The 20,397-nt window shown below is 47.9% G+C and carries 16 protein-coding genes and 1 tRNA gene; 10 read left to right on the forward strand and 7 right to left on the reverse strand.

The genetic code is table 11. The features are described from left to right. Window positions 1–118: 118 nt before the first annotated feature. The 8 genes from QN395_RS10745 to QN395_RS10780 all read left to right on the forward strand — a co-directional run bounded on the left by QN395_RS10745 (window position 119) and on the right by QN395_RS10780 (window position 12,304). Window positions 119–1,489, forward strand: coding sequence for a cobyrinate a,c-diamide synthase (locus QN395_RS10745; RefSeq protein ID WP_323491983.1), 1,371 nt, complete (start codon window positions 119–121; stop codon window positions 1,487–1,489). After that, a complete protein-coding gene (gene cobU / locus QN395_RS10750) occupies window positions 1,486–2,040 on the forward strand; it encodes a bifunctional adenosylcobinamide kinase/adenosylcobinamide-phosphate guanylyltransferase (protein ID WP_323491982.1) in 555 nt (184 codons plus the stop codon). The genes QN395_RS10745 and cobU overlap by 4 nt, the downstream gene beginning before the upstream one ends. A gap of 78 nt (window positions 2,041–2,118) precedes the next feature. Continuing rightward, window positions 2,119–3,060 carry an adenosylcobinamide-phosphate synthase CbiB gene (gene cbiB, locus QN395_RS10755; RefSeq protein WP_416352051.1) on the forward strand — a complete coding sequence of 314 codons (942 nt, stop codon included), beginning with the start codon at window positions 2,119–2,121 and terminating at the stop codon, window positions 3,058–3,060. A gap of 16 nt (window positions 3,061–3,076) precedes the next feature. Beyond that, window positions 3,077–4,102 carry a threonine-phosphate decarboxylase CobD gene (gene cobD, locus QN395_RS10760; protein ID WP_322118854.1) on the forward strand — a complete coding sequence of 342 codons (1,026 nt, stop codon included), beginning with the start codon at window positions 3,077–3,079 and terminating at the stop codon, window positions 4,100–4,102. Between the two features lie 198 nt (window positions 4,103–4,300). Next, entirely contained in the window at window positions 4,301–6,646 is a 2,346-nt protein-coding gene (locus tag QN395_RS10765; protein WP_323491981.1) for a class I SAM-dependent DNA methyltransferase, read from the forward strand. Continuing rightward, a complete protein-coding gene (locus QN395_RS10770) occupies window positions 6,643–7,659 on the forward strand; it encodes a PDDEXK nuclease domain-containing protein (protein WP_322118856.1) in 1,017 nt (338 codons plus the stop codon). Before QN395_RS10765 ends, QN395_RS10770 begins: the two co-directional genes overlap by 4 nt. 260 nt (window positions 7,660–7,919) lie before the next feature. Then, window positions 7,920–9,014, forward strand: coding sequence for a restriction endonuclease subunit S (locus QN395_RS10775; RefSeq protein WP_323491980.1), 1,095 nt, complete (start codon window positions 7,920–7,922; stop codon window positions 9,012–9,014). 41 nt (window positions 9,015–9,055) lie between these two features. Beyond that, on the forward strand, window positions 9,056–12,304 hold the full coding sequence (locus QN395_RS10780; protein WP_322118858.1) for a type I restriction endonuclease subunit R: 3,249 nt from the start codon (window positions 9,056–9,058) through the stop codon (window positions 12,302–12,304). 84 nt (window positions 12,305–12,388) lie between these two features. Here QN395_RS10780 and QN395_RS10785 read toward each other — a convergent pair. After that, window positions 12,389–12,465: transfer RNA gene (locus tag QN395_RS10785), tRNA-Pro, on the reverse strand. Between the two features lie 264 nt (window positions 12,466–12,729). Between QN395_RS10785 and QN395_RS10790 the strand changes: the two genes are divergently transcribed. Both QN395_RS10790 and QN395_RS10795 read left to right on the forward strand, forming a co-directional pair. Continuing rightward, the gene (locus QN395_RS10790; RefSeq protein WP_322118859.1) at window positions 12,730–13,863 is read left to right on the forward strand and encodes a M14-type cytosolic carboxypeptidase; all 1,134 of its coding nucleotides are present in this window, start codon (window positions 12,730–12,732) and stop codon (window positions 13,861–13,863) included. Window positions 13,864–13,916: 53 nt separating this feature from the next. Further along, entirely contained in the window at window positions 13,917–14,381 is a 465-nt protein-coding gene (locus tag QN395_RS10795; protein WP_322118860.1) for a CYTH domain-containing protein, read from the forward strand. Window positions 14,382–14,639: 258 nt separating this feature from the next. Here the strand turns inward: QN395_RS10795 and QN395_RS10800 are convergent, their stop codons facing one another. The 6 genes from QN395_RS10800 to QN395_RS10825 form a co-directional block, all read right to left on the reverse strand. Beyond that, window positions 14,640–15,092 (reverse strand): MaoC family dehydratase, encoded by a 453-nt coding sequence (locus QN395_RS10800; RefSeq protein ID WP_323491979.1) that lies wholly within the window; start codon window positions 15,090–15,092, stop codon window positions 14,640–14,642. 73 nt (window positions 15,093–15,165) lie between these two features. Next, window positions 15,166–15,633 carry a MaoC family dehydratase gene (locus QN395_RS10805; RefSeq protein WP_323491978.1) on the reverse strand — a complete coding sequence of 156 codons (468 nt, stop codon included), beginning with the start codon at window positions 15,631–15,633 and terminating at the stop codon, window positions 15,166–15,168. Between the two features lie 128 nt (window positions 15,634–15,761). Then, window positions 15,762–16,901 (reverse strand): acyl-CoA dehydrogenase, encoded by a 1,140-nt coding sequence (locus tag QN395_RS10810; protein WP_322118863.1) that lies wholly within the window; start codon window positions 16,899–16,901, stop codon window positions 15,762–15,764. A 10-nt stretch (window positions 16,902–16,911) separates the two neighbouring features. Then, a complete protein-coding gene (locus QN395_RS10815; protein ID WP_323491977.1) occupies window positions 16,912–18,102 on the reverse strand; it encodes an acyl-CoA dehydrogenase family protein in 1,191 nt (396 codons plus the stop codon). Between the two features lie 301 nt (window positions 18,103–18,403). Further along, window positions 18,404–19,627 carry a DUF2863 family protein gene (locus QN395_RS10820; RefSeq protein ID WP_322118865.1) on the reverse strand — a complete coding sequence of 408 codons (1,224 nt, stop codon included), beginning with the start codon at window positions 19,625–19,627 and terminating at the stop codon, window positions 18,404–18,406. Window positions 19,628–19,634: 7 nt separating this feature from the next. Further along, window positions 19,635–20,330 (reverse strand): glutathione binding-like protein, encoded by a 696-nt coding sequence (locus QN395_RS10825; protein WP_322118866.1) that lies wholly within the window; start codon window positions 20,328–20,330, stop codon window positions 19,635–19,637. Window positions 20,331–20,397: the final 67 nt, after the last annotated feature.

Raw genomic sequence — 20,397 nt, forward strand, 5'->3', positions numbered from 1 at the left:
TCATATACTCCCCATCTATTTTGATATAAATGGCCAGATGTCCAGTAATTACTTGGACAATAAAATATACTGGATATGAGTATATTTATCTACGTTAATTCTGATCTACATAAATTCCATGACTAAACACACCACTTTCGCTCGCGTTGTCCTCATCTCCGCTATCGCTTCTGGTCAAGGCAAAACCACGGTAACAGCGGCATTGGCACGTAAGTTGGTGAAACTGGGGCAGCGGGTGAGAGTGTTTAAAACCGGTCCAGATTTTATCGATCCCATGATGTTGCAACGTGCCAGCGGTGCGCCAGTGTTATCGCTGGATTTATGGATGGTCGGCTTGGATGCGTCGCAAGCCATGCTGGCAAAAGCAGCGGCTGAGGTAGATGTGATTTTGATTGAAGGCGTGATGGGTTTATATGATGGCAATCCCTCTTCAACCGATTTGGCACGCGCATTTGGTGTGCCGGTACTGGCGGTGGTGGATGCTTCTGCGATGGCGCAAACCGTCGGTGCTGTGGTGATGGGGTTGCGTGATTTTGGTCCGGTACCGATGGCCGGCGTGATTGCTAATCGGGTAGCATCAGTAGGGCATGCCCGGATGGTGGCTGACGCGATGCAGAAAATTCCTTCACCTGCGATGTCGATGCTGGCGAGCTTGCCGCGCCAAGAGCAAGCTTTACCTGAGCGTCATTTAGGGTTGGTCTTGCCTGATGAAGTCGCACAAATCGAACAAATTTTAAATGCGCAAGCCGATCAGCTGGTATTGGATTTGGATGCATGGAATGCTTTGCCACTGACGCAATTTGAGCAAATCATATCGTCTGAAAAAACACCGGAGCTTTTAAAAGGTAAGACCATCGTCATCGCTCGAGATGTTGCTTTTGCGTTTATCTATCCCGCCAATCTAGTATGTCTGCAAGCCCTGGGCGCACAGATAATATTCTTCTCACCGCTGGCAAATCAATCCGTGCCGCCAGATGTAGATGCGGTATATCTGCCCGGCGGCTATCCTGAACTTTATGCAGAAACCTTGAATCAAGCTGAGCAATGGCAAACGTCGATACGCGCCGCGCATGCGCAAGGAATGCCAATTCTGGCGGAATGCGGTGGCATGATGGCATTGACCGATAAGCTTATTTATCAGACGAGTGAAGTAATGAACGATCAGCCAAATAGTCCGCAAAATACCGCACAAAAAAACACTTGGAACATGGCAGGCATCATCCGTGGTCAGGTTGTTATGCAAAAACGCTTGGCGGCCTTGGGCGCGCAAGCATGGGTGAGTAAGCATGGTGAATTACGCGGGCATACTTTTCATTATTCACGCTTTGAGACCAGTTTGGCGCCAGCACATCACACGATCAAGCATGCTAATCAAGAGGCAGGTGAGGCAATTTATCGTGACGGTAATTTATTTGCTTCATATTTTCACGCTTACTTCCCATCAAATCCAGTCGCCGTTGCCCACCTGTTTTTAGGAGAGCCGATATGACGCGCACTCTGGTTTTTGGTGGTGCCCGTTCCGGTAAAAGTGCTTATGCCGAACGCCTGGCAAGTGCTTCTGGCAAACCAGTAATTTACCTCGCCACTGCACAAGCGGGCGATGCCGAAATGCAGAGCAGGATCGCACACCATCAGGTACAGCGCCCGGCTGAATGGGTGACGGTGGAACAAGCTTTATTACTTGCAGATGCGATCACCCGGCACAGCACAGCAGACAATCTTATTCTGGTAGATTGCCTGACCCTGTGGTTATCGAATTTATTATTCGCCGAGCAGATCGACTATCCTGATGTTGGAAAAATTATGCCGCCGGATATCTTTACCGAGCAACGCAGCTTGTTTTTAAACATCTTGGAAGCTTGCGCCGGAGATGTGATTATGGTTTCTAACGAAGTCGGTATGGGCATCATTCCCCAAGGTGCAATTTCGCGTTGGTTTGTTGATGAGGCAGGGCGCTTGAATCAAGCTGTTGCCGCGCAGTGCGAACAAGTGACCTGGGTCGCCGCAGGTTTGCCGTTGCATTTAAAATCTAAACATTAAATTCGGTTTCTTTAACCCGATATCACTAATGTTACCAATACCAACAACAACGCCGATTACGCCAATAACCCCAATATCATGTTAATGCTGACTTCCAGTCTGGTTTTACTTTGCGTTGCGCTAGGCCTGGCGTTGGACACCTGGTTGGGAGAGGCGCGGCGCTGGCATCCGCTGGTGGGGTTTGGCAACCTGGCAAACCTGTTTGAATCTTACTTGAATCGTCCCAACGCCAATCGACTGATCGGTGCTTTGGCTTGGTGCTTGGTGGTCTTGCCGATTGTTGGTCTGGCACAGGCGCTGCTAATCTGGTGTACGCACTTCAACCTTTGGCTGGCTGTGGTAGCGCATACCGTCTTGCTGTATTTATGCATAGGCTTACAAAGCTTGCGCGACCACGCTGAGCCGATTTTCCGTGCGCTGATCAAAGGTGATTTAGCCGAGGCCCGACTCCGCACGTCTTACATCGTCAGCCGCGATACAGCGCAGGCGACCGAGCAGGATTGTTCTAAAGCGGCGGTAGAGTCGGTGTTAGAAAATGGTTGTGACGCCGTGTTCGGCACGCTGTTTTGGTTTGTGCTTCTGGGCGGCGCTGGCGCAGTGTTGTATCGTCTGGCAAATACGCTGGATGCTATGTGGGGTTATCGCACGCCGCGCTTTTTACGCTTTGGCTGTGTCGCCGCTCGCATTGATGATGGTCTCAACTGGATACCTGCAAGACTCACTGCGATCTCTTACGCTGTTTTGGGCAATACGCAGCTCGCGTGGCAATGCTGGCAGAAACAAGCACCTCAATGGCCTAGCCCCAATGCAGGGCCAGTGATGGCAGCCGGAGCCGGTGCGCTGGAGGTCACGTTAGGTGGTCTGGCTAGTTACGACGGCGTGCCAGAACAACGACCAACTTTAGGTGCGGGTAAACCGCCGATGGCGCGGGATATTCCAAGAGCATGGCTGTTGGTGCGCAACGCCAGCTTGTTATGGCTGGGTTGTTTGACCATCGCCGCGACTCTGCTGAATAGATAACAAGGCACATTTTGGTATGCTAGAACATGGCGGCAATCTACGTGATGCGATTACTCATTTTGGTCGGCCGCTAGCGGAGTGGTTAGATTTATCGACTGGCCTGAATCCGCATTTTTATCCGGTATCGCCAACATTATTGACCGCGAATGCCTGGCACCGTTTACCTGAAAAATCTTTGGCATTAAGCCAGGCTGCCCAAGCATTTTATGGCGCGCCAGCGATGCTAGCCGTAGCGGGAACGCAAGCCGCAATTCAGGCTTTGCCCTATCTTCGGCCAGCATCTAAAGTCGTAATATCGGCTCCGTCATATGCCGAGCATGCACATCAATGGCGGCATGCGTATAGCCTGAACGGGTATAACGAATATCAACGACATGAGGTCCGTGAGCTAGCTTACGACCAATTAGCAACAGCAATTGCCGACGCGGATGTAGTCGTAGTCTGCAATCCTAACAACCCGACTGGCGCAACTATCACGCAAGATATTCTGTTGGACTGGGCAGCACAATTAGCACGTCGGGGTGGGTGGCTGATCGTGGACGAAGCCTTTGCTGATACGACACCAGCCATCAGCGTTGCTGTCTTTGCCGATCGTCCAGGTTTGATCGTACTGCGCTCCATTGGTAAATTTTTTGGTCTGGCAGGATTGCGACTCGGCTTTATCGCCGCACAAATAGATTTGCTCCAAGCTTTAGAAAATCACTTAGGACCTTGGACCATCAGCGGCCCCGCACAAGCGATTGCCTGCGCCGCATTCAATGATCACGACTGGCAAAATTCAACCCGCATCCGCTTAGCTGCACAGGGCGAACGTCTGAGAAGACTATTGCAGTCACATCACATCAACTGCAGCGGCACGGATTTATTTCAATGGTGTAGCGAGAAAAGTTTAAGCTGCGATGCCGAATTATTTTGGCAGCGCATGGCAGAGCAAGGTGTATGGCTGAGACTATTTCGCACATCGGCGCGCGGAGTGCGTTTTGGATTGCCTGCTGACGAGGCTGGTTGGCGGAGGTTGGAGCAGGCGTTGCAAGTAATGTAAAGAATATACGTCTTGTATTAGCGTTATAGTAATATCTTGCATCGCACAACGGTAGCCATCGAAGGTGATGTGTTTTGATGTGTTTTGATGTGTTTTGATATGTTTTGATATGTTTATAAGTAACATTCAAATCACTCTATCGTAAATTGATAGTTATAAAAATCTGCCTAATCTATTTTCTGAAAACAAGAACAACCAATGACCCAAACCTCCAACAACTTAGCCACAGAATCTTGGGCGATTGCCGATCTCCTGCGTGGTGATTTCAAACAAAGCCAGTATGGGCGCATCATTTTACCGTTTTGCCTATTACGTCGCTTAGAGTGCGTATTGGAAGCGAGCAAAGACGCGGTACTGGCTGAGTATCAAAAAGTGCAGGGGATGAATTTGCCGGAGGAGGCGCAAGAGAAATTAATATTGCGTGCGACTAAAATCGGTACTGAATCACTAAGCTTCTATAACACCTCCAAAATGGATTTGTCCAAGCTTGGCGAGAGCGGTATCAAAGCTAATCTGGAAAGTTATATCCAAAGCTTCTCCAAAGATGCCCGCGAGATTTTTGAGTACTTTAATTTTGCTGAATTCATCGGTCAACTCAACGATGCGAACTTGCTCTACAAAGTGGTACAAAAAGTCCGTACCATCAATCTCAGCCTTAACGCCGTTTCCAATCATGATATGGGTCTGGTGTTTGAAGAACTCATCCGCCGCTTCGCTGAAGGCTCCAACGAGACAGCGGGTGAGCACTTTACCCCACGCGATATTGTCCGCCTGACGACTTCTCTAGCGTTTATGGAAGACGATGATGCGTTGACTAAGCCCGGTATTATCCGCACTATCTACGACCCTACAGCAGGCACAGGCGGCTTCTTGTCAGCAGGGATGGAATACGTGCATGAGCTGAATCCTAACGCCGTCATGCGCGCTTATGGGCAAGAACTCAACCCTGAAAGCTACGCCATCTGTAAAGCCGATATGCTCATCAAAGGGCAAGAGGTCGGCAATATCAAGCTTGGCAACACGCTCTCCAACGACCAGCTGTACGCCGATAAGTTTGATTACATGCTGTCCAATCCGCCGTTTGGTGTTGATTGGAAAAAGATCGAACAAGAGATCATTGACGAACACCATCACAAAGGCTTTGATGGTCGCTTTGGTGCGGGTTTGCCAAGGGTATCGGATGGCTCCTTATTATTCCTCCTACATCTCATTAGCAAACTACGCGACGCCAAGGACGGCGGTGGCCGTATCGGTATCATTCTGAATGGTTCACCGCTGTTTACGGGTGGCGCAGGTTCGGGCGAATCAGAAATCCGTCGTTATATTCTGGAAGCCGATCTATTAGAGGCCATCGTCGCCTTGCCGACTGATATGTTCTACAACACCGGCATCGCTACTTATGTCTGGGTACTATCGAATAAAAAAGCCAAAGATCGCAAAGGCCAGGTGCAACTGATCAACGGCGTTAACCTTTGCGGCAAGATGCGCAAATCCTTGGGCAGCAAGCGCAATGAGATGAGTGCCAATGACATCGCCACCATCACCCAATGCTTTGGCAAGTTTGAAGTCGTCGATGCGCGTGAACTAGATAAACCTGCCGAAGTCAAAAGCAACCGTGGCCGCCAGTCAGCAAACCCAAAGACTGAGGCTGCCAAAACCTTTGCTGCCAAGATTTTTAAAACCTATGAATTTGGCTATCGCCGCATTACGATAGAACGTCCCTTACGCCAGTCCTATCAATTCTCAGACGACCGCATCGCCACGCTGCGCTTTGAGTCAGGCGCACTCAACAGCATCATGCAATGGGCTTATGCCGAGTTTGCACAACTACCGGCTGCAACGTGGAGCGATGCCCCAGATTGCCCTCACTATGGCGATCTAAGCCAGCACGAAGAAGCGATCCGTCGTTACATCAAAATCCATTTCGCTGATCTTAAAGAAAAGCAAATCAAAGACCTGCTCAACCGCACTACCTGGACCAGCGCCAAAGCAAGCCTGCTCAAAGCCCAAGCACTGCAAGCACAAATCGGGAGTGCACAGTTTGATGATATGAACGACTACGATGATGCGATTGCCAAAGCCGCTAGGGCAGCGGGGATCAGCCTCGATGCTAAAGATAAAAAAGTGATCGAGTCTGCCGTTAGCTGGAAAAACCCAGAAGCCAAAGCAGTCATTAAAAAAATTCATAAGACCAAAGCCGACCCGATTTACGGCTTGTTTAACGTCGATGGCAAAACCATCGAATACAAAGCCGATGGCGACTTGCGCGATTTTGAAAACGTTGCCCTCGATCCGTCTAAAACAGTCAACGAGATCAACGAAGCCTACTTCAAAAAAGAAGTTCAGCCGCACGTACCAGACGCCTGGATCGACGCCAGCAAAAAAGACGATAAAGACCAGCAAATCGGCATCGTCGGTTATGAAATTCCGTTCAACCGCCATTTCTACCAATACCAACCACCGCGTAACCTAGCAGAGATTGACGCCGATCTGGATGCTGTGAGTGCGGAAATCATGAAGCTGTTGCAAGAGGTGCATTCATGAGTAAAAACCTTGCAAAGGAAGATCAGCCCGACTTCTCCGAAGTCGTCCACCTGATCGCCGCAGCACGCCAACACGCCTATCAAGCCGTCAATACCACCCTGATTGACTTGTACTGGCAAGTAGGTGCCTATATTAGCAATAAGATCAAAGCAGCAGAATGGGGCGATGGCGTGGTGGATGCGCTGGCGAAACATTTAGCGGTGACCCAGCCCAACTTGAAAGGTTTTACGCGCCCTAATTTGTTTCGCATGCGCCAATTTTATGAGGCTTATCAAGGTGATCAAATTGTCTCGGCACTGCTGAGACAATTGCCATGGACACACAATCTCATCATTCTGAGCCGTAGCAAGCATCCTGAAGAACGGGTTTTTTACCTCAAGACGGCGGTACAAGAGAAATGGTCGAGTCGTGAACTAGAGCGACAATTCAACACGGCTTTGTTCGAGCGCATGGTGTTAAATCCCGCAAAACTCTCAACAAGCTTGAGAGAAACGCAACCAGAAGCCTTCAGCGTTTTCAAAGACAGCTATGTCGTTGAATTTCTCAATCTGCCGCAAGACCATAGCGAAGCCAACTTACAGCAGGGCTTAATCAGCAAGCTCAAGCAATTTCTGATCGAACTCGGGCGCGATTTCTGTTTCGTTGGCAGTGAATATCCCGTGCAAGTGGGCAAGCAAGACTTCGCGCTCGACCTGCTGTTCTTTCATCGTGGCTTGAATGCCCTGGTCGCGATTGAATTGAAAGTCGATCGTTTTAGTCCAGCCCACTTAGGACAACTCAACTTCTACCTCGAAGCCCTGGACCGCGACCACAAAAAGCCGCACGAAAACCCTGCCATTGGCGTATTGCTGAGCGCCAGCAAAGACGATGAAGTGGTCGAATACGCCTTAAGCCGCAGCTTGTCACCTGCAATGATTGCCGAATACCAAACCCAGTTGCCCGATAAAAAACTACTGCAAACGAAATTGCATGAGTTTTATCTGCTCAATGTTGCGCAGGGGGAGGGGCTATGAGTCGGTATAAGGCTTATGCGGAATATAAGGATTCTGGGGTTGAGTGGATAGGTAATTATCCCAGCGAATGGGAATTAACTCGCGTTAAATTTGAGTCGTATGTAAAAGCTAGAGTAGGTTGGCACGGGTTGAAATCTGACGACTTTACAGATGAAGGCCCTTATTTAGTTACAGGTTCTGATTTTAGAGGGCCACAAATTAAATGGGAAGATTGCTATCACTGTGATTTGTCTCGCTAAGAACAAGATCCCTATATTCAGTTGAAAAATGGCGACTTATTGATAACAAAAGACGGAACAATAGGCAAAGTGGCTTTAGTTTCTAATTTGAACGGAGATGCCACACTTAATAGCGGGGTTTTTGTTGTCAGGCCATTAGGAGGTCGCTATATAAGTAAATTTTATTTTTGGCTTCTTCATTCGAGCGTGTTTACCGCTTTCGTTGATTTTAATAAAACTGGCAGCACAATTGTTCACTTATATCAGGACACTTTTGTAAATTTTCGTTTTGCAATGCCTCATCTAATCGAGCAAGAAAAAATCGCCAATTTCCTCGACCACGAAACCGCCAAGATCGATACGCTGATCGCGAAGCAGCAAGAGTTGATCAAGCTGCTGAAAGAAAAACGGCAGGCGGTGATTAGTCATGCCGTTACCAAAGGCCTCAACCCCAACGCCCCCATGCGCGACTCCGGCGTAGAGTGGTTGGGTGAAGTTCCGGCGCATTGGTCAGTTTCGTCTATTGGATATCATGCTCAAATTTCGACGGGCGCGACTCCTGATCGAACAAATTCAGAATATTGGAATGGTGATATTCCATGGATAAAAACTGGCGAGGTGCGGTATAACGAAATATTTGAAACCGAGGAATATATTACTGAACTTGCGATTTCAAACTCATCAGTCAAAGTGTCGCCAGCAGGGACTCTCCTCATGGCGATGTACGGCCAAGGTGTGACACGAGGTCGTGTAGCAATATTGGGAGTTCCAGCGACATACAATCAAGCGTGCGCCGCAATAAACGCTAGTGAGAGATTTTTCAATCAGTATTTACGGTACTACTTCATGAGTGCGTATCATGCAATTCGAGATGGCGGGAACGAAACTAGCCAAATGAATCTAAACGCAGATATTGTTGGCAAGTTCAAAGTAGCGATTCCTGATCTTGAGGAGCAGCATCAAATCGTCGAATTTCTAGACAGGGGGTTGGAGAGATTGGATAGCTTAATAGAGCACGCTGTATCCGCGATTGATCTCATTCAAGAACGCCGCACAGCCCTAATCTCCGCTGCCGTCACCGGAAAAATCGACGTACGCGATTGGCAGTCACCCAGCGATGCGGCCACCGCCGTCTAAACATGTTTAATTGATTGAAGCATTTATCAGAGATTTGATTCATGAGCAAAGCCAACGAACTTACCTTTCAAAACGACATGATCGCCCAGCTACAAGCCAACGGCTGGCTACTCGGCAAAGCAGAGCAGTACAACCGCGAACTGGCTTTATATCCCGAAGACGTGATCGGCTTTGTCAAAGATACGCAAGACGAACAATGGCAAAAGTTTTGTGCTTTGTATCCGGTGCAGCCTGAGCAAAAGTTTTTGGAGCGCTTGGCGCAGCAATTGAATAAGGCCGACCCGAATGCTGCGAATAAAGAAATCCGCAGCTTTGGTACGCTGGGTGTATTGCGGCATGAACTCAAAGATCGTGGCACGCGCTTTTCTTTATGCCAGTTTGCGCCTGAACATGATCTTAACCCCGATACGCTGGCGCGCTACAAGCAGAACCGCTTGCGCGTCGTACCTGAGGTGACTTACAGCCCGTGGGCGACCGCTGCGCATCTGGCAGAAACGGGTGTCCAAGCCAAAGAATGGCGTATTGATCTGGTGTTATTCGTGAATGGTATCCCGGTCGCGACGCTGGAACTGAAATCGGAATTTAAGCAAGCGGTACACAATGCGATGAAGCAGTACCGCAGCACGCGCTTGCCTGTTGATCCCGTCACCAAAAAGCCAGAACCGCTGCTGACCTTTAAGCGCGGTGCGTTGGTACATTTTGCGGTGAGTCAGTACGAGGTCTATATGACGACCCGTCTGGAGGGCGATGTCACCTTCTTTTTGCCGTTTAACAAAGGTACGCATGATGGCGGCGAGGGGAATGATGTACCTGCTGACGTCAATCAATATGCGACCGATTATTTGTGGAATGAAGTTTTAGTCCCTGACAATCTGCTAAAAATTTTGAGTCGCTATGTGCATTTGCAGATTGAAGACAAAGAAGACTGGGAGGGGCGTAAGTATAAAAAAGAAAGCCTGATCTTCCCGCGTTATCACCAGTGGGATGTAGTGAACAAATTACTGGCCGCCGCCAAAAGCGAAGGGCCGGGGCAAAAGTATTTGATCCAACATAGTGCGGGTTCGGGTAAATCTAATTCGATTGCCTGGGCTGCGCATCAGCTTTCGTCTTTGTACGACGCCAATGGCGATAAGTTATTTCATTCGGTGATTGTGGTCACAGACCGTACTGTGCTGGATGCGCAATTGCAAGACACGATTGCCCAGTTTGAGCAAACTGATGGCGTGGTTGGTCGTATCAATAACCAAGAGGGCGATGGTTCTAAATCAGAAAAACTCGCCAAAGCCTTGGAAAGCTCGCAGCCGATTATTATCGTCACTATACAAACCTTCCCGTTTGTGCTGCGTGCGATTGAAAACAGCGTCAGCCTGAAAGAACGTAACTACGCCATCATCGCTGACGAGGCACACTCATCACAAACCGGCTCGACTGCAAGACAGCTTAAAGAAGTATTGATGGTCGATGGTACGGCCACCGACGAGGACGAGTTGACGACAGACGATATCCTTGACGCGGCTGTTGCCTCGCGCCGTGCGTCGAAGAATCTGACTTACTTAGCTTTTACCGCCACCCCTAAAACCAAGACCTTGGAGCTGTTTGGCCGCCTACCTCGCCCGGATGAAGCACCTTCTAAAACCAATAAGCCCGAAGCCTTCCACGTCTACAGCATGCGCCAGGCGATTGAAGAGGGCTTTATTTTGGATGTCTTGAAGAACTATACCAATTACAAAGTCGCCTATAACCTAGCGATGAAGATGAAGGACGCTGACCAAGAGGTCGAAAGCAAAAAAGCCAAGGTCAAACTCAATCAATGGGTGCGTTTGCATGATCACAACATCAGCCAAAAGGTGATGGTGATTGTCGAGCATTTCAAAACCCATGTGATGGGTTTGCTAGGCGGACAAGCGAAGGCGATGGTAGTGACTAGCTCACGCAAGGAGGCCGTGCGTTATAAGCAGGCGTTCGACAAATACATCACCCAGCAGGGCTACCAAAAAATCCATGCTATGGTGGCGTTCTCGGGCGAAGTGGAATTTAACGATAAAGATCCAAATTCAGATTTCGTGATCGGCGCGAAATTCACCGAAACGAATATGAACCCCAATCTCAAAGGTCGCGATATGCGCAAAGCCTTTGATACCGACGATTACCAAGTGATGATTGTCGCCAATAAGTTCCAGACCGGTTTTGATCAGCCTAAGCTGTGCGCCATGTATGTGGATAAGAAGCTGGGCGGCGTCGAATGTGTGCAAACCCTGTCGCGCTTGAACCGTGTTTATCCCGGCAAGGCGGCAACGGGTACGTTTGTGCTGGATTTCTTTAACGAGCCACAAGAGATTTTAGAGGCGTTCCAGCCTTATTTCCAAACCGCCGAGCTGGCCGATGTCTCTAATCCGAATCTGATTTTTGATCTGTACGACAAATTACGTGCTGCGGAGATTTTTACCTGGTCCGAGGTCGAGCAATTCTGTGAGGCCTTTTTTGTTAAGAGCAAGAGTAACGCCGCCATCGCCAATATCTGCAAGCCCGCGGTCGAACGCTGGCAAAAGCGGTATAAGCACGCTATAGAGGCATATAAGCAAGCCAAAGAGATGTTTGAACGCACAAAGAAGTTTAACGATGCGGTATTACTCGCGAACGCAGAAAACAGCTTCAAAGACTGCAAGAAGGCCAAGGATGCCTTAGAGATATTTAAAAAAGATCTTGGTACCTTTGTCCGCTTCTACGAATTTATGTCGCAGATCGTCGACTACAACGACAAAGACCTGGAAAAACTCAGCCTCTATTCCCGCAATCTACGTCCTATGCTGCGCGAAACGATGATGGATGAGGATGATATTGACCTGAGCAGCATCGTTTTGAGCCATTACCGTGTATCTAAAATCCGGCAGCAGCATTTGATCATGCAGGAGTCGGATGAGTATAAGTTGCTACCGGGCGACGAGGCGGGTACGGCCAAGGCCAAAGACAAGCAGGTCGAGTTTTTATCGCATATCGTGCAACGCCTCAACGAGTTGTTCATTACCGATCAACTGACCGAAGCAGATATGGTGAGCTACGCCAACACCATCAGCGACAAGGTACGCGAGAACGAACTGGTGATGCACCAGATAATGAGTAATAGTCGCGAGCAGGCGATGCTGGGCGATTTTTCTAAGGCCGGGTACAACGCAATAATGGACAGTGGCGCAGCGCATCATAATCAGATGATGCAGCTCTTATCTGATCCTGTGAAGGGGAGCAAGTTTCTTAATGTGGTTTTTGATATTTTGACTGGGACACTGAAGTGATTCTAGTGATGAGTCGGATATGAGTTTGAAGTTTGAACATTAAAAAAGGACTGACAGAAATAAATCTGCAGTCCTTTTTCTAATTGGTCGGGGCGAGAGGATTCGAACCTCCGACCCCGTGCACCCCATGCACGTACGCTACCAGGCTGCGCTACGCCCCGACACTGAGGGGAAGATTATAGTGCATGCTTAGTTTTTTTTCCATGACAAATTTGGGTCGTTTTTGCGAGGTTTAGTTTGTGGATACGAAAGACCTTGAATGAAGTTGCTGGCTTTCGCTTACTATTGAGTGGGCCTTAATTTAGCTAAATTTGACTAAATTATTTTCACGCTTAAGCAAAACCTGTGACAATAGTGTTCTTGTTGCTGCATCTATATTGCGGCCTTCGCCGATCAATTTTAAATATGAAAGTGTAGAACAAAGTATGTCCATCAAAATTAGTCAAAACTTTGACGCGGGTGCTATTGAGGTTGTGAGCGCGGTGCAGGCTGATGCGATTGAATTGAAGTTGCGTAAAGATTCGCATGCTGATATCGCACAATGGTTTTACTTCCGCTTGCAAGGGGCACGTGATCAGGATGTGGTGATGCGTGTATTGAACGCGGGAGACTCTACTTACCCGGCGGGTTGGCAAAATTATCGTGCGGTAGCAAGCTACGACCGCGAGAACTGGTTCCGTGTGGACACCGAGTTCGACGGTAAAGTGATGACGATCAGCCATTCACCAGAATTTGATAGTGTGTATTACGCTTATTTTGAGCCGTATAGCTGGGAACGCCATTTGGCGGTATTGGGTAGCGTTGAGCAATCACCTTTGGTTCGTGTAGAAGATTTAGGGAGCACTGTCGATGGCCGCGATTTGAATATGATCGTGGTCGGCGATCCTGCTGCGACAAAAAAAGTCTGGATCATCGCACGCCAGCATCCGGGCGAGACAATGGCCGAGTGGCTGGTAGAGGGCACTTTAAACGCCTTGATCGATGTTGCGAATCCGATTGCGCGCCGTATTTTGGATCAGGCCGTTTTGTATATCGTTCCGAATATGAATCCAGATGGTTCTGTACGCGGTAACCTGCGCACCAATGCAGCGGGCGCTAATTTGAACCGCGAGTGGATGACCCCATCGTTAGAAACTAGTCCGGAAGTTTTTCATGTGAAAAATAAAATCCATGAAATTGGTTGTGATTTGTTTTTGGATATCCATGGTGATGAAGCCTTGCCATATAACTTTGTCGCTGGCAGCGAAATGTTGGCGGGCTTCAGTGAAAAACAGGCGGCTGATCAGCAAGCATTTGTAGATAGTTTTGTGGCCGCTAGCCCAGATTTCCAAACCAAGTTTGGTTACGAGGCGAGCAAATATAACGAAGATGTATTGAAGCTGGCTTCCAAGTACATTGGTCACACTTTTAAATGCGTATCTCTGACTTTAGAATTGCCATTTAAAGACAACGCTAATTTGCCAGATTTAGAAGTCGGCTGGGATGGTGCTCGTAGTATGAAATTGGGTGAGGCGATGTTGCAACCAATTTTAACCGCATTAAATAATGTAAAGAAATAGGCTTTAACACCAAGCTTGAACAATAACCGAAATGATCAGGGTACAGTGACAGTATGGGCATAGAGATCGAACGTAAGTTTCTGGTAACGAATACTGACTGGAAGCAGCAAGGGCAGGGCGTTCATCTATGCCAGGGATACATATGTTCAGACCCTGGTCGTATCGTGCGGGTCAGGATAGAAGGTGAGCAGGCAATGCTCACTATTAAGGGCAAGACTGAAGGGATTTCTCGCGGTGAATGGGAATACCCCATCCCTGTTCAAGATGCTAGAGAATTACTCTCTGGTTTGTGCGCACAGCCTTTAATTGAAAAATACCGTTACCGGATTTTGTACCAAGGTTTGATGTGGGAAGTCGATGAATTTTTGGGTGACAATGCCGGGCTGATTGTGGCAGAAGTCGAACTGGAATCTGAGTCGCAAGCGTTCTCGCGTCCAGCGTGGTTAGGTGAGGAAGTTAGCCATGATCATCGCTATGCGAATGCGAATTTGCTGAAACATCCATTCTGTCAGTGGTAACAATGGCGCCCTGGCGCGCCTGCTCCTATGTTTGAGCGAGCGGCGGGGCAAAAGTCCGGCAAGCTGCTCACAGACCAATTTTTATGGCGTTTGAATTCTAAAAAATGCCATAAATCAATATACTCCCCTTAACAATTGGTAAAATTCATCTACAAGCCAGATTTTATATGGACAACTAGAATATACCTAGTGGGAGTATATTTATTGGGAATATTCTTTTATCACGTTATTTATTACGCAAAAGTACAATCATCTGCATTAATAACGGCGAGAAATTGACTCTGCAACGCAGGCAGGCCGGTCGCTGCTTTCACGTTCTATGGTGACTTCCCAAGTCATTTGCGCCCCATCTTTGATGTCTTCTACGCTGAGCAAACGCATTTTTGCGCGGACTTTGCTACCGGCTGGCACAGGCGAAACGAAGCGTACTTTGTTTAGCCCGTAATTGACTCCCATTTTGACGTCGGTCATGGTTATCGCATTTTGCATCAGCATCGGCAGCAACGATAAAGTCAAAAAGCCATGCGCGATCGGGCCACCAAATGGCGATTCACGCTTGCTGCGTTCGACGTCGATATGTATCCATTGCAGATCACCAGTCGCTTCGGCGAAGGTATTAATTCTTTGTTGGGTAACTTCTACCCAGTCAGACGTCGCTACTTCTTGACCTACCAAGGATTTCAGTTCGGCTAAATTGTGTATCTCACGCATGTTGTCTCCTATCAGTTTTATTGTTTTAGTTAATTCAATGACGTAGGTATGTTTTTTTCGAATTGCTACTCGACTATTGTGTCACAGGACGCCTGCCAAACATTCCCATTCCCTTGACCGTACAGACCAGCTGGCCGTGCTGATTTGTCGCACGCCACATGGTAACGACAACGCCACGATCTAGTTTGGAACTTGATGAGCGACTTTCTAATGTCTCTGCTGTGACGGTCAATGTATCGCCGGGTCGCACTGGCAGTATCCAGCGTATTTCATCCAAGCCTGGAGAGCCCATGCTAGTAGAGTCGTTTAAAAAACCATCGACTACGAGGCGCATGATGATGCCGCAAGTGTGCCATCCACTTGCAATCACACCGCCAAAGATGGACTCGCTAGCGGCGTCTTTATTGATATGAAAAGGTTGGGGGTCAAATTGTTGTGCGAAGTGAATAATCTCTTCCTCAGTCAAGGTGCGTTGACCTAATTGAATGACATTACCGGGGATGAAATCTTCGAAGTACCATTTGTAGGTTTTTGCGGTCATGTGCGTTTCCACTCAGGGTGATATTGCAATTCATGCTGACAATAGATAAATAACAGAAAAATCGACGACTTTGCCCGAGGTTTTTTTCAGAGCAAAGTCGTCAACAATGTCAAATTCGCGCAACGTTATTATGCAGCATGTTTAAAACCAGGCTGTGCGACAAATCGCGCAAGGTGGTGATCGGTGTCGCCCAAAGAAAGTTCTATCATCGTCAAGCGCTTAAACATGTGCGCAGCTGGCAACTCATTGGTAACGCCCATACCACCATGCAATTGCACAGCGCTTTGACCGACAAATCGCGCCGCCTGACCGACCCTTGCTTTCGCGGCAGAGACGGTACGACGACGTTCTTCTATATCGCTGGACGATACTTTAACAGCGGCCAAGGTTGCCATTGAACGCGCTTGTTCCATCTCCATAAACATCTCAGCCATGCGATGTTGCAGAACTTGGAATTTACCGATAGGCACGCCAAACTGCTGGCGGGTTTTTAAGTAGTCCAAGGTGGCGTTGGTGATTGCTTCTATCACACCAACTGCTTCCGCGCACAAAAGTGTAATGCCATAGTCCGATGCCGCATCCAATAATTCCCAGCCTGCTGCTTCTGTACCTAACAGGGCGCTCGCTGACACTTTGACGTGGTCAAAACTGATATCCGCCGCGCGATACCCGTCTATTGTGCGGTAATCACGACGACTGATACCAGCCGCTTTAGCATCGACGATAAACAGACTGATACCGGCTGTATCGCGCTGATTACCGCTACTACGAGCAGAAACGATTAGGTGATCGGCTTGCGCTCCATGCAAGACGATCGTTTTTACGCCGTTCAAGACAAAGCCATCTGCATTTTTAGTGGCGGTGGTAACGATATCGAACAGGTCGTGACGCGATTGCTTCTCTGCCAGAGCTGCGGCTAATTTGACTTCGCCACCAGCAACTTGCTCCAGAATTGCTGCATGTGAGCCAGCTTGCTTTAAAAATTCTGCACCTAATACAGTCGCAAAATATGGCTCAATCACGATGCCACGACCGAGCTCTTGCATTACGATCAGCATATCAATCGCGCTACCGTCAAAGCCGCCTTGTGCCTCTGGAATAGGCAATGCCATAGCGCCCAATTCTGCCAATGCGGACCAGGCGGTATCTGATACACCAGCCTCGGATCGAATGATGTGCTTACGTTGTTCGAAGTTATAGTCTTTGGCGACCCATCGTTTGATCGCATCGGCAAACTGTTGCTGTTCTTGCGTTAAGCTGAAATCCATAGTGTTCTCCTCACAGACCCAAGATCATTTGGGTGATGATATTTTTTTGTATCTCGTTAGAGCCGCCGTAGATCGATGTCTTACGGAAGTTGAAGTAATACGAGGCCAGCGGGGCAGCATCGTCGTCACCCATGACGCTGTTTTCTGTCTCACCGTGCATAAACGCAGGATCAAACGGCAAGCTGTAAGGGCCGACAGCTTCGATCATTAATTCAGTCAGACGTTGCTGGATTTCTGTACCTTTGATTTTGAGTAATGAGGCTTCTGGTCCCGGACGGCCACTGTCTTGCGAAATCACACGTAGAACGGTGATTTCTAAGGCCATCAATTCGATTTCTAAACTAGCGACTTTGCTTGCGTACACAGGATCGTCGATTAACGGCTTACCATTTTTTTGATGTTCGGCAGCGACGCGCTTCAGGAACTCTAATTCACGTTTCGCACGTCCCACCGCCGCGATATTGGTACGTTCGTGGCCGAGCAAATATTTGGCGTAAGTCCAGCCTTTATTTTCTTCGCCGATCAGGTTTTGTACTGGCACTTTAACGTTATCGAAGAAGACTTCATTCACTTCATGATCTTCATCCAGCATGATGATAGGGCGAACGGTAATGCCTGGTGTTTTCATGTCGATCAGCAGGAAAGAAATACCTTCTTGCTTGCGACCACCGGAGTCAGTACGCACCAGACAAAAAATCATATCGGCATGTTGCGCCAAGGTAGTCCAAGTTTTTTGGCCGTTGACGATGTAGAAATCACCATCACGCTCGGCACGAGTTTTGAGTGAGGCTAAATCGGAGCCTGATCCTGGCTCGGAGTAACCCTGACACCACCAGTCATCACAATTCAGAATACGCGGTAGGTAATGGTCTTTTTGTGCCTGATTACCAAAGGCCATAATCACCGGAGCGACCATATTGACGCCGAATGGCAAGATCGCTGGTGTGCCAGCGCGGGCGCATTCTTCTTCAAAAATATGACGTTGTGTTGCAGTCCAGCCTGTGCCGCCAAATTCTTTTGGCCAACCAGTGCCAACCCAACCTTGCTTGGCAAGGATTTTGTGCCAACGCACAAAGTCTTCACGTGACATACGCTTGTGGTTGAGCACTTTTTGCTTTAAATCAGCAGGCAGATTTGCCTCTAAATAGGTTCTTACTTCATCACGGAAAGACAGGTCTTCCGCCGTGTAATTCAAATCCATGTTGTCTCCTCTTGTTATCGTAATCTGGTGCAATTTGCTACTGTTGGATTGGCGTGCCCGGTCAATGGCATGCAGAAAAACAGAAAAAAGCACGACCGTTCCAAACTAATTGTACAACGGAATCAAAATAAGGTGGAAAGCAAATAATCGGTTTTTTTCGGGTCACATTATTCTTAAAATTAGCTTCAAATTAACTTGAAATTATGTTGATATGGTAATGAAAACGGTAATAAAAAAGCGAAACATCTGTTTCGCTTTTTTAACTACTTCATCAACTATTCTTAACTGACAATTTAGATTTTCAATGAAAATGCTCAGACCCTTGCGGTGGAGCATCGTCCGGCATCTCTGCATGCACCAGTTCTGCTTCGGCATCTGCAAACAGAGGTGCGTGACAATCGTCGCAAAATTCCATCGCAAAAATATCCTCGATTTTATGAATATCGGTAATTCCGCATTCAATCAAAATCTCTGGGATTTCGCCTATGCATAATTCGCCTGTCGGATTATCGATTGCATTGACCTGGTCATCCGGTTGATACATCGGCCAGACAGCGCCATAGACAACCTCGGGTTCTTTTTTGAGGATAAAGCTGATGCGATATTCGTCTACTTGCGCCGGGCTATCTTCTTCACTAAAACCCGCCACAACCACTTTTAGTTCGCTGGCCTCTATCTCTAAAGTTTGCGTTAAATAGAATACGGCAGAGCGTATCAACGCAGGACGGATTTTGATATCAGCCTCACGGCAAGCGGTATAAAACGCTTCCGGCATCAGTAAATCAATATTGCACCCTGGTAGCAAGCGAGTCATGATTGGTGATACTTGCTGTTGCCATTGATCCAGTGCGGTCGCTTTGGCTTGTACGCAATCAAACGGTGATTCTATCGCTTGCCATTGGAATAAAGGCTGTCCTTGCGGCACAATCACTGCGGCCAACAAGAATCGTATATCGGCTAAAAACGGAATCACCGAGAGCAAATCTGTCGGATGTTGCGGTGGCAAGCCTTTCAATTGCGCCATCACCAAACGCTCTAGCAAATCGGATGTTTCGCTATGATTACGTGGTAACTGATCTAGTGAGTACAAAGTCGGTACCAGATGCAGCTGTGCCTGATTGGTCAATAAATGGGTCTGCAAATTTTTTGCTAACAACGCAGCCTGCTCTGAAGGGACCACACCGTGCGCCATTTCAAAACGCGTCCATGCCAACACCGGTGCGGTAATTAGTAAAGCTTCATACATTTTGCCTTCGTACTCAAAAGGATGCGAGGTACTCAGCGCCTCTAATGTCTCGATAAAGACTTCGTAGGCTTCTGGATGATGCTGGAATAAATGTTCAGCCGCTGCATCGAGTATCGGATGATGGTTCTTGAGATTTTTTGTGACCAGATCATCCAGCTGAGCTTGCCAGGTATAGTCTTCAATACGGCTGGCAGACTGCGCGACAGCCACGGCCAGATTAATCAGGCGTTGGCTTTCTACAGATAATTTACTACGTTTTTTTTGTGGTGGTCGGCGCATCAGATTCTTAAGTTTTCTTGTTGTATTGTGTTTTACCAAATAAGGCTTCTTTGGCTTTGTCGTCTAAAAGTGGTTTGCGTAAATCGGCTAATACTTTAACGCCGCGTTGCACCGCAGGGCGGGCATCGATCGTATCAAACCAACGTTTTGTGTTGGGGAAATCAGCCCAGTCTATCCCTTGATTGGCCGCAGAACGCGCCCATGGATAAGTCGCAATGTCAGCAATAGTATATTCATCACCAGCAAGATAAGCCGTTTGGCTTAATTGTTTTTCTAGCACACCATATAAACGTTTAGCTTCATTAGTATAACGATCCACCGCATAGGCAATTTTGGTCGGTGCATAAATGCGGAAATGATGGGCCTGCCCTAGCATAGGGCCAAATCCACCCATCTGAAACATCAGCCATTGCAAGGTCTGGTATTTTTCGCGGTCAGTTTTACCAAGTAATTTACCGGTCTTGCCAGCCAGATATAACAAAATTGCACCAGATTCAAATAGAGAAATCGGCTGTCCGTCAGGTCCATCCGCATCCACAATCGCGGGAATTTTGTTATTTGGAGAAATCGCCAAAAACTCAGGCTTAAATTGGTCTCCGGCACCAATATCAACAGGAATCGCCCGGTATGCCAAACCACATTCTTCCAACATGATATGAATTTTGTGACCGTTAGGGGTAGGCCAAGAGTAGACATCGATCATTAGTGTGCTCCATCAGAAAAGGTTAGCCAGCTAAAAAACTTTGACCCTATTATGCAGAGGTTTGTGA

The sequence above is a fragment of the Undibacterium sp. RTI2.2 genome (assembly GCF_035018705.1).
GTDB lineage: Bacteria > Pseudomonadota > Gammaproteobacteria > Burkholderiales > Burkholderiaceae_D > Undibacterium.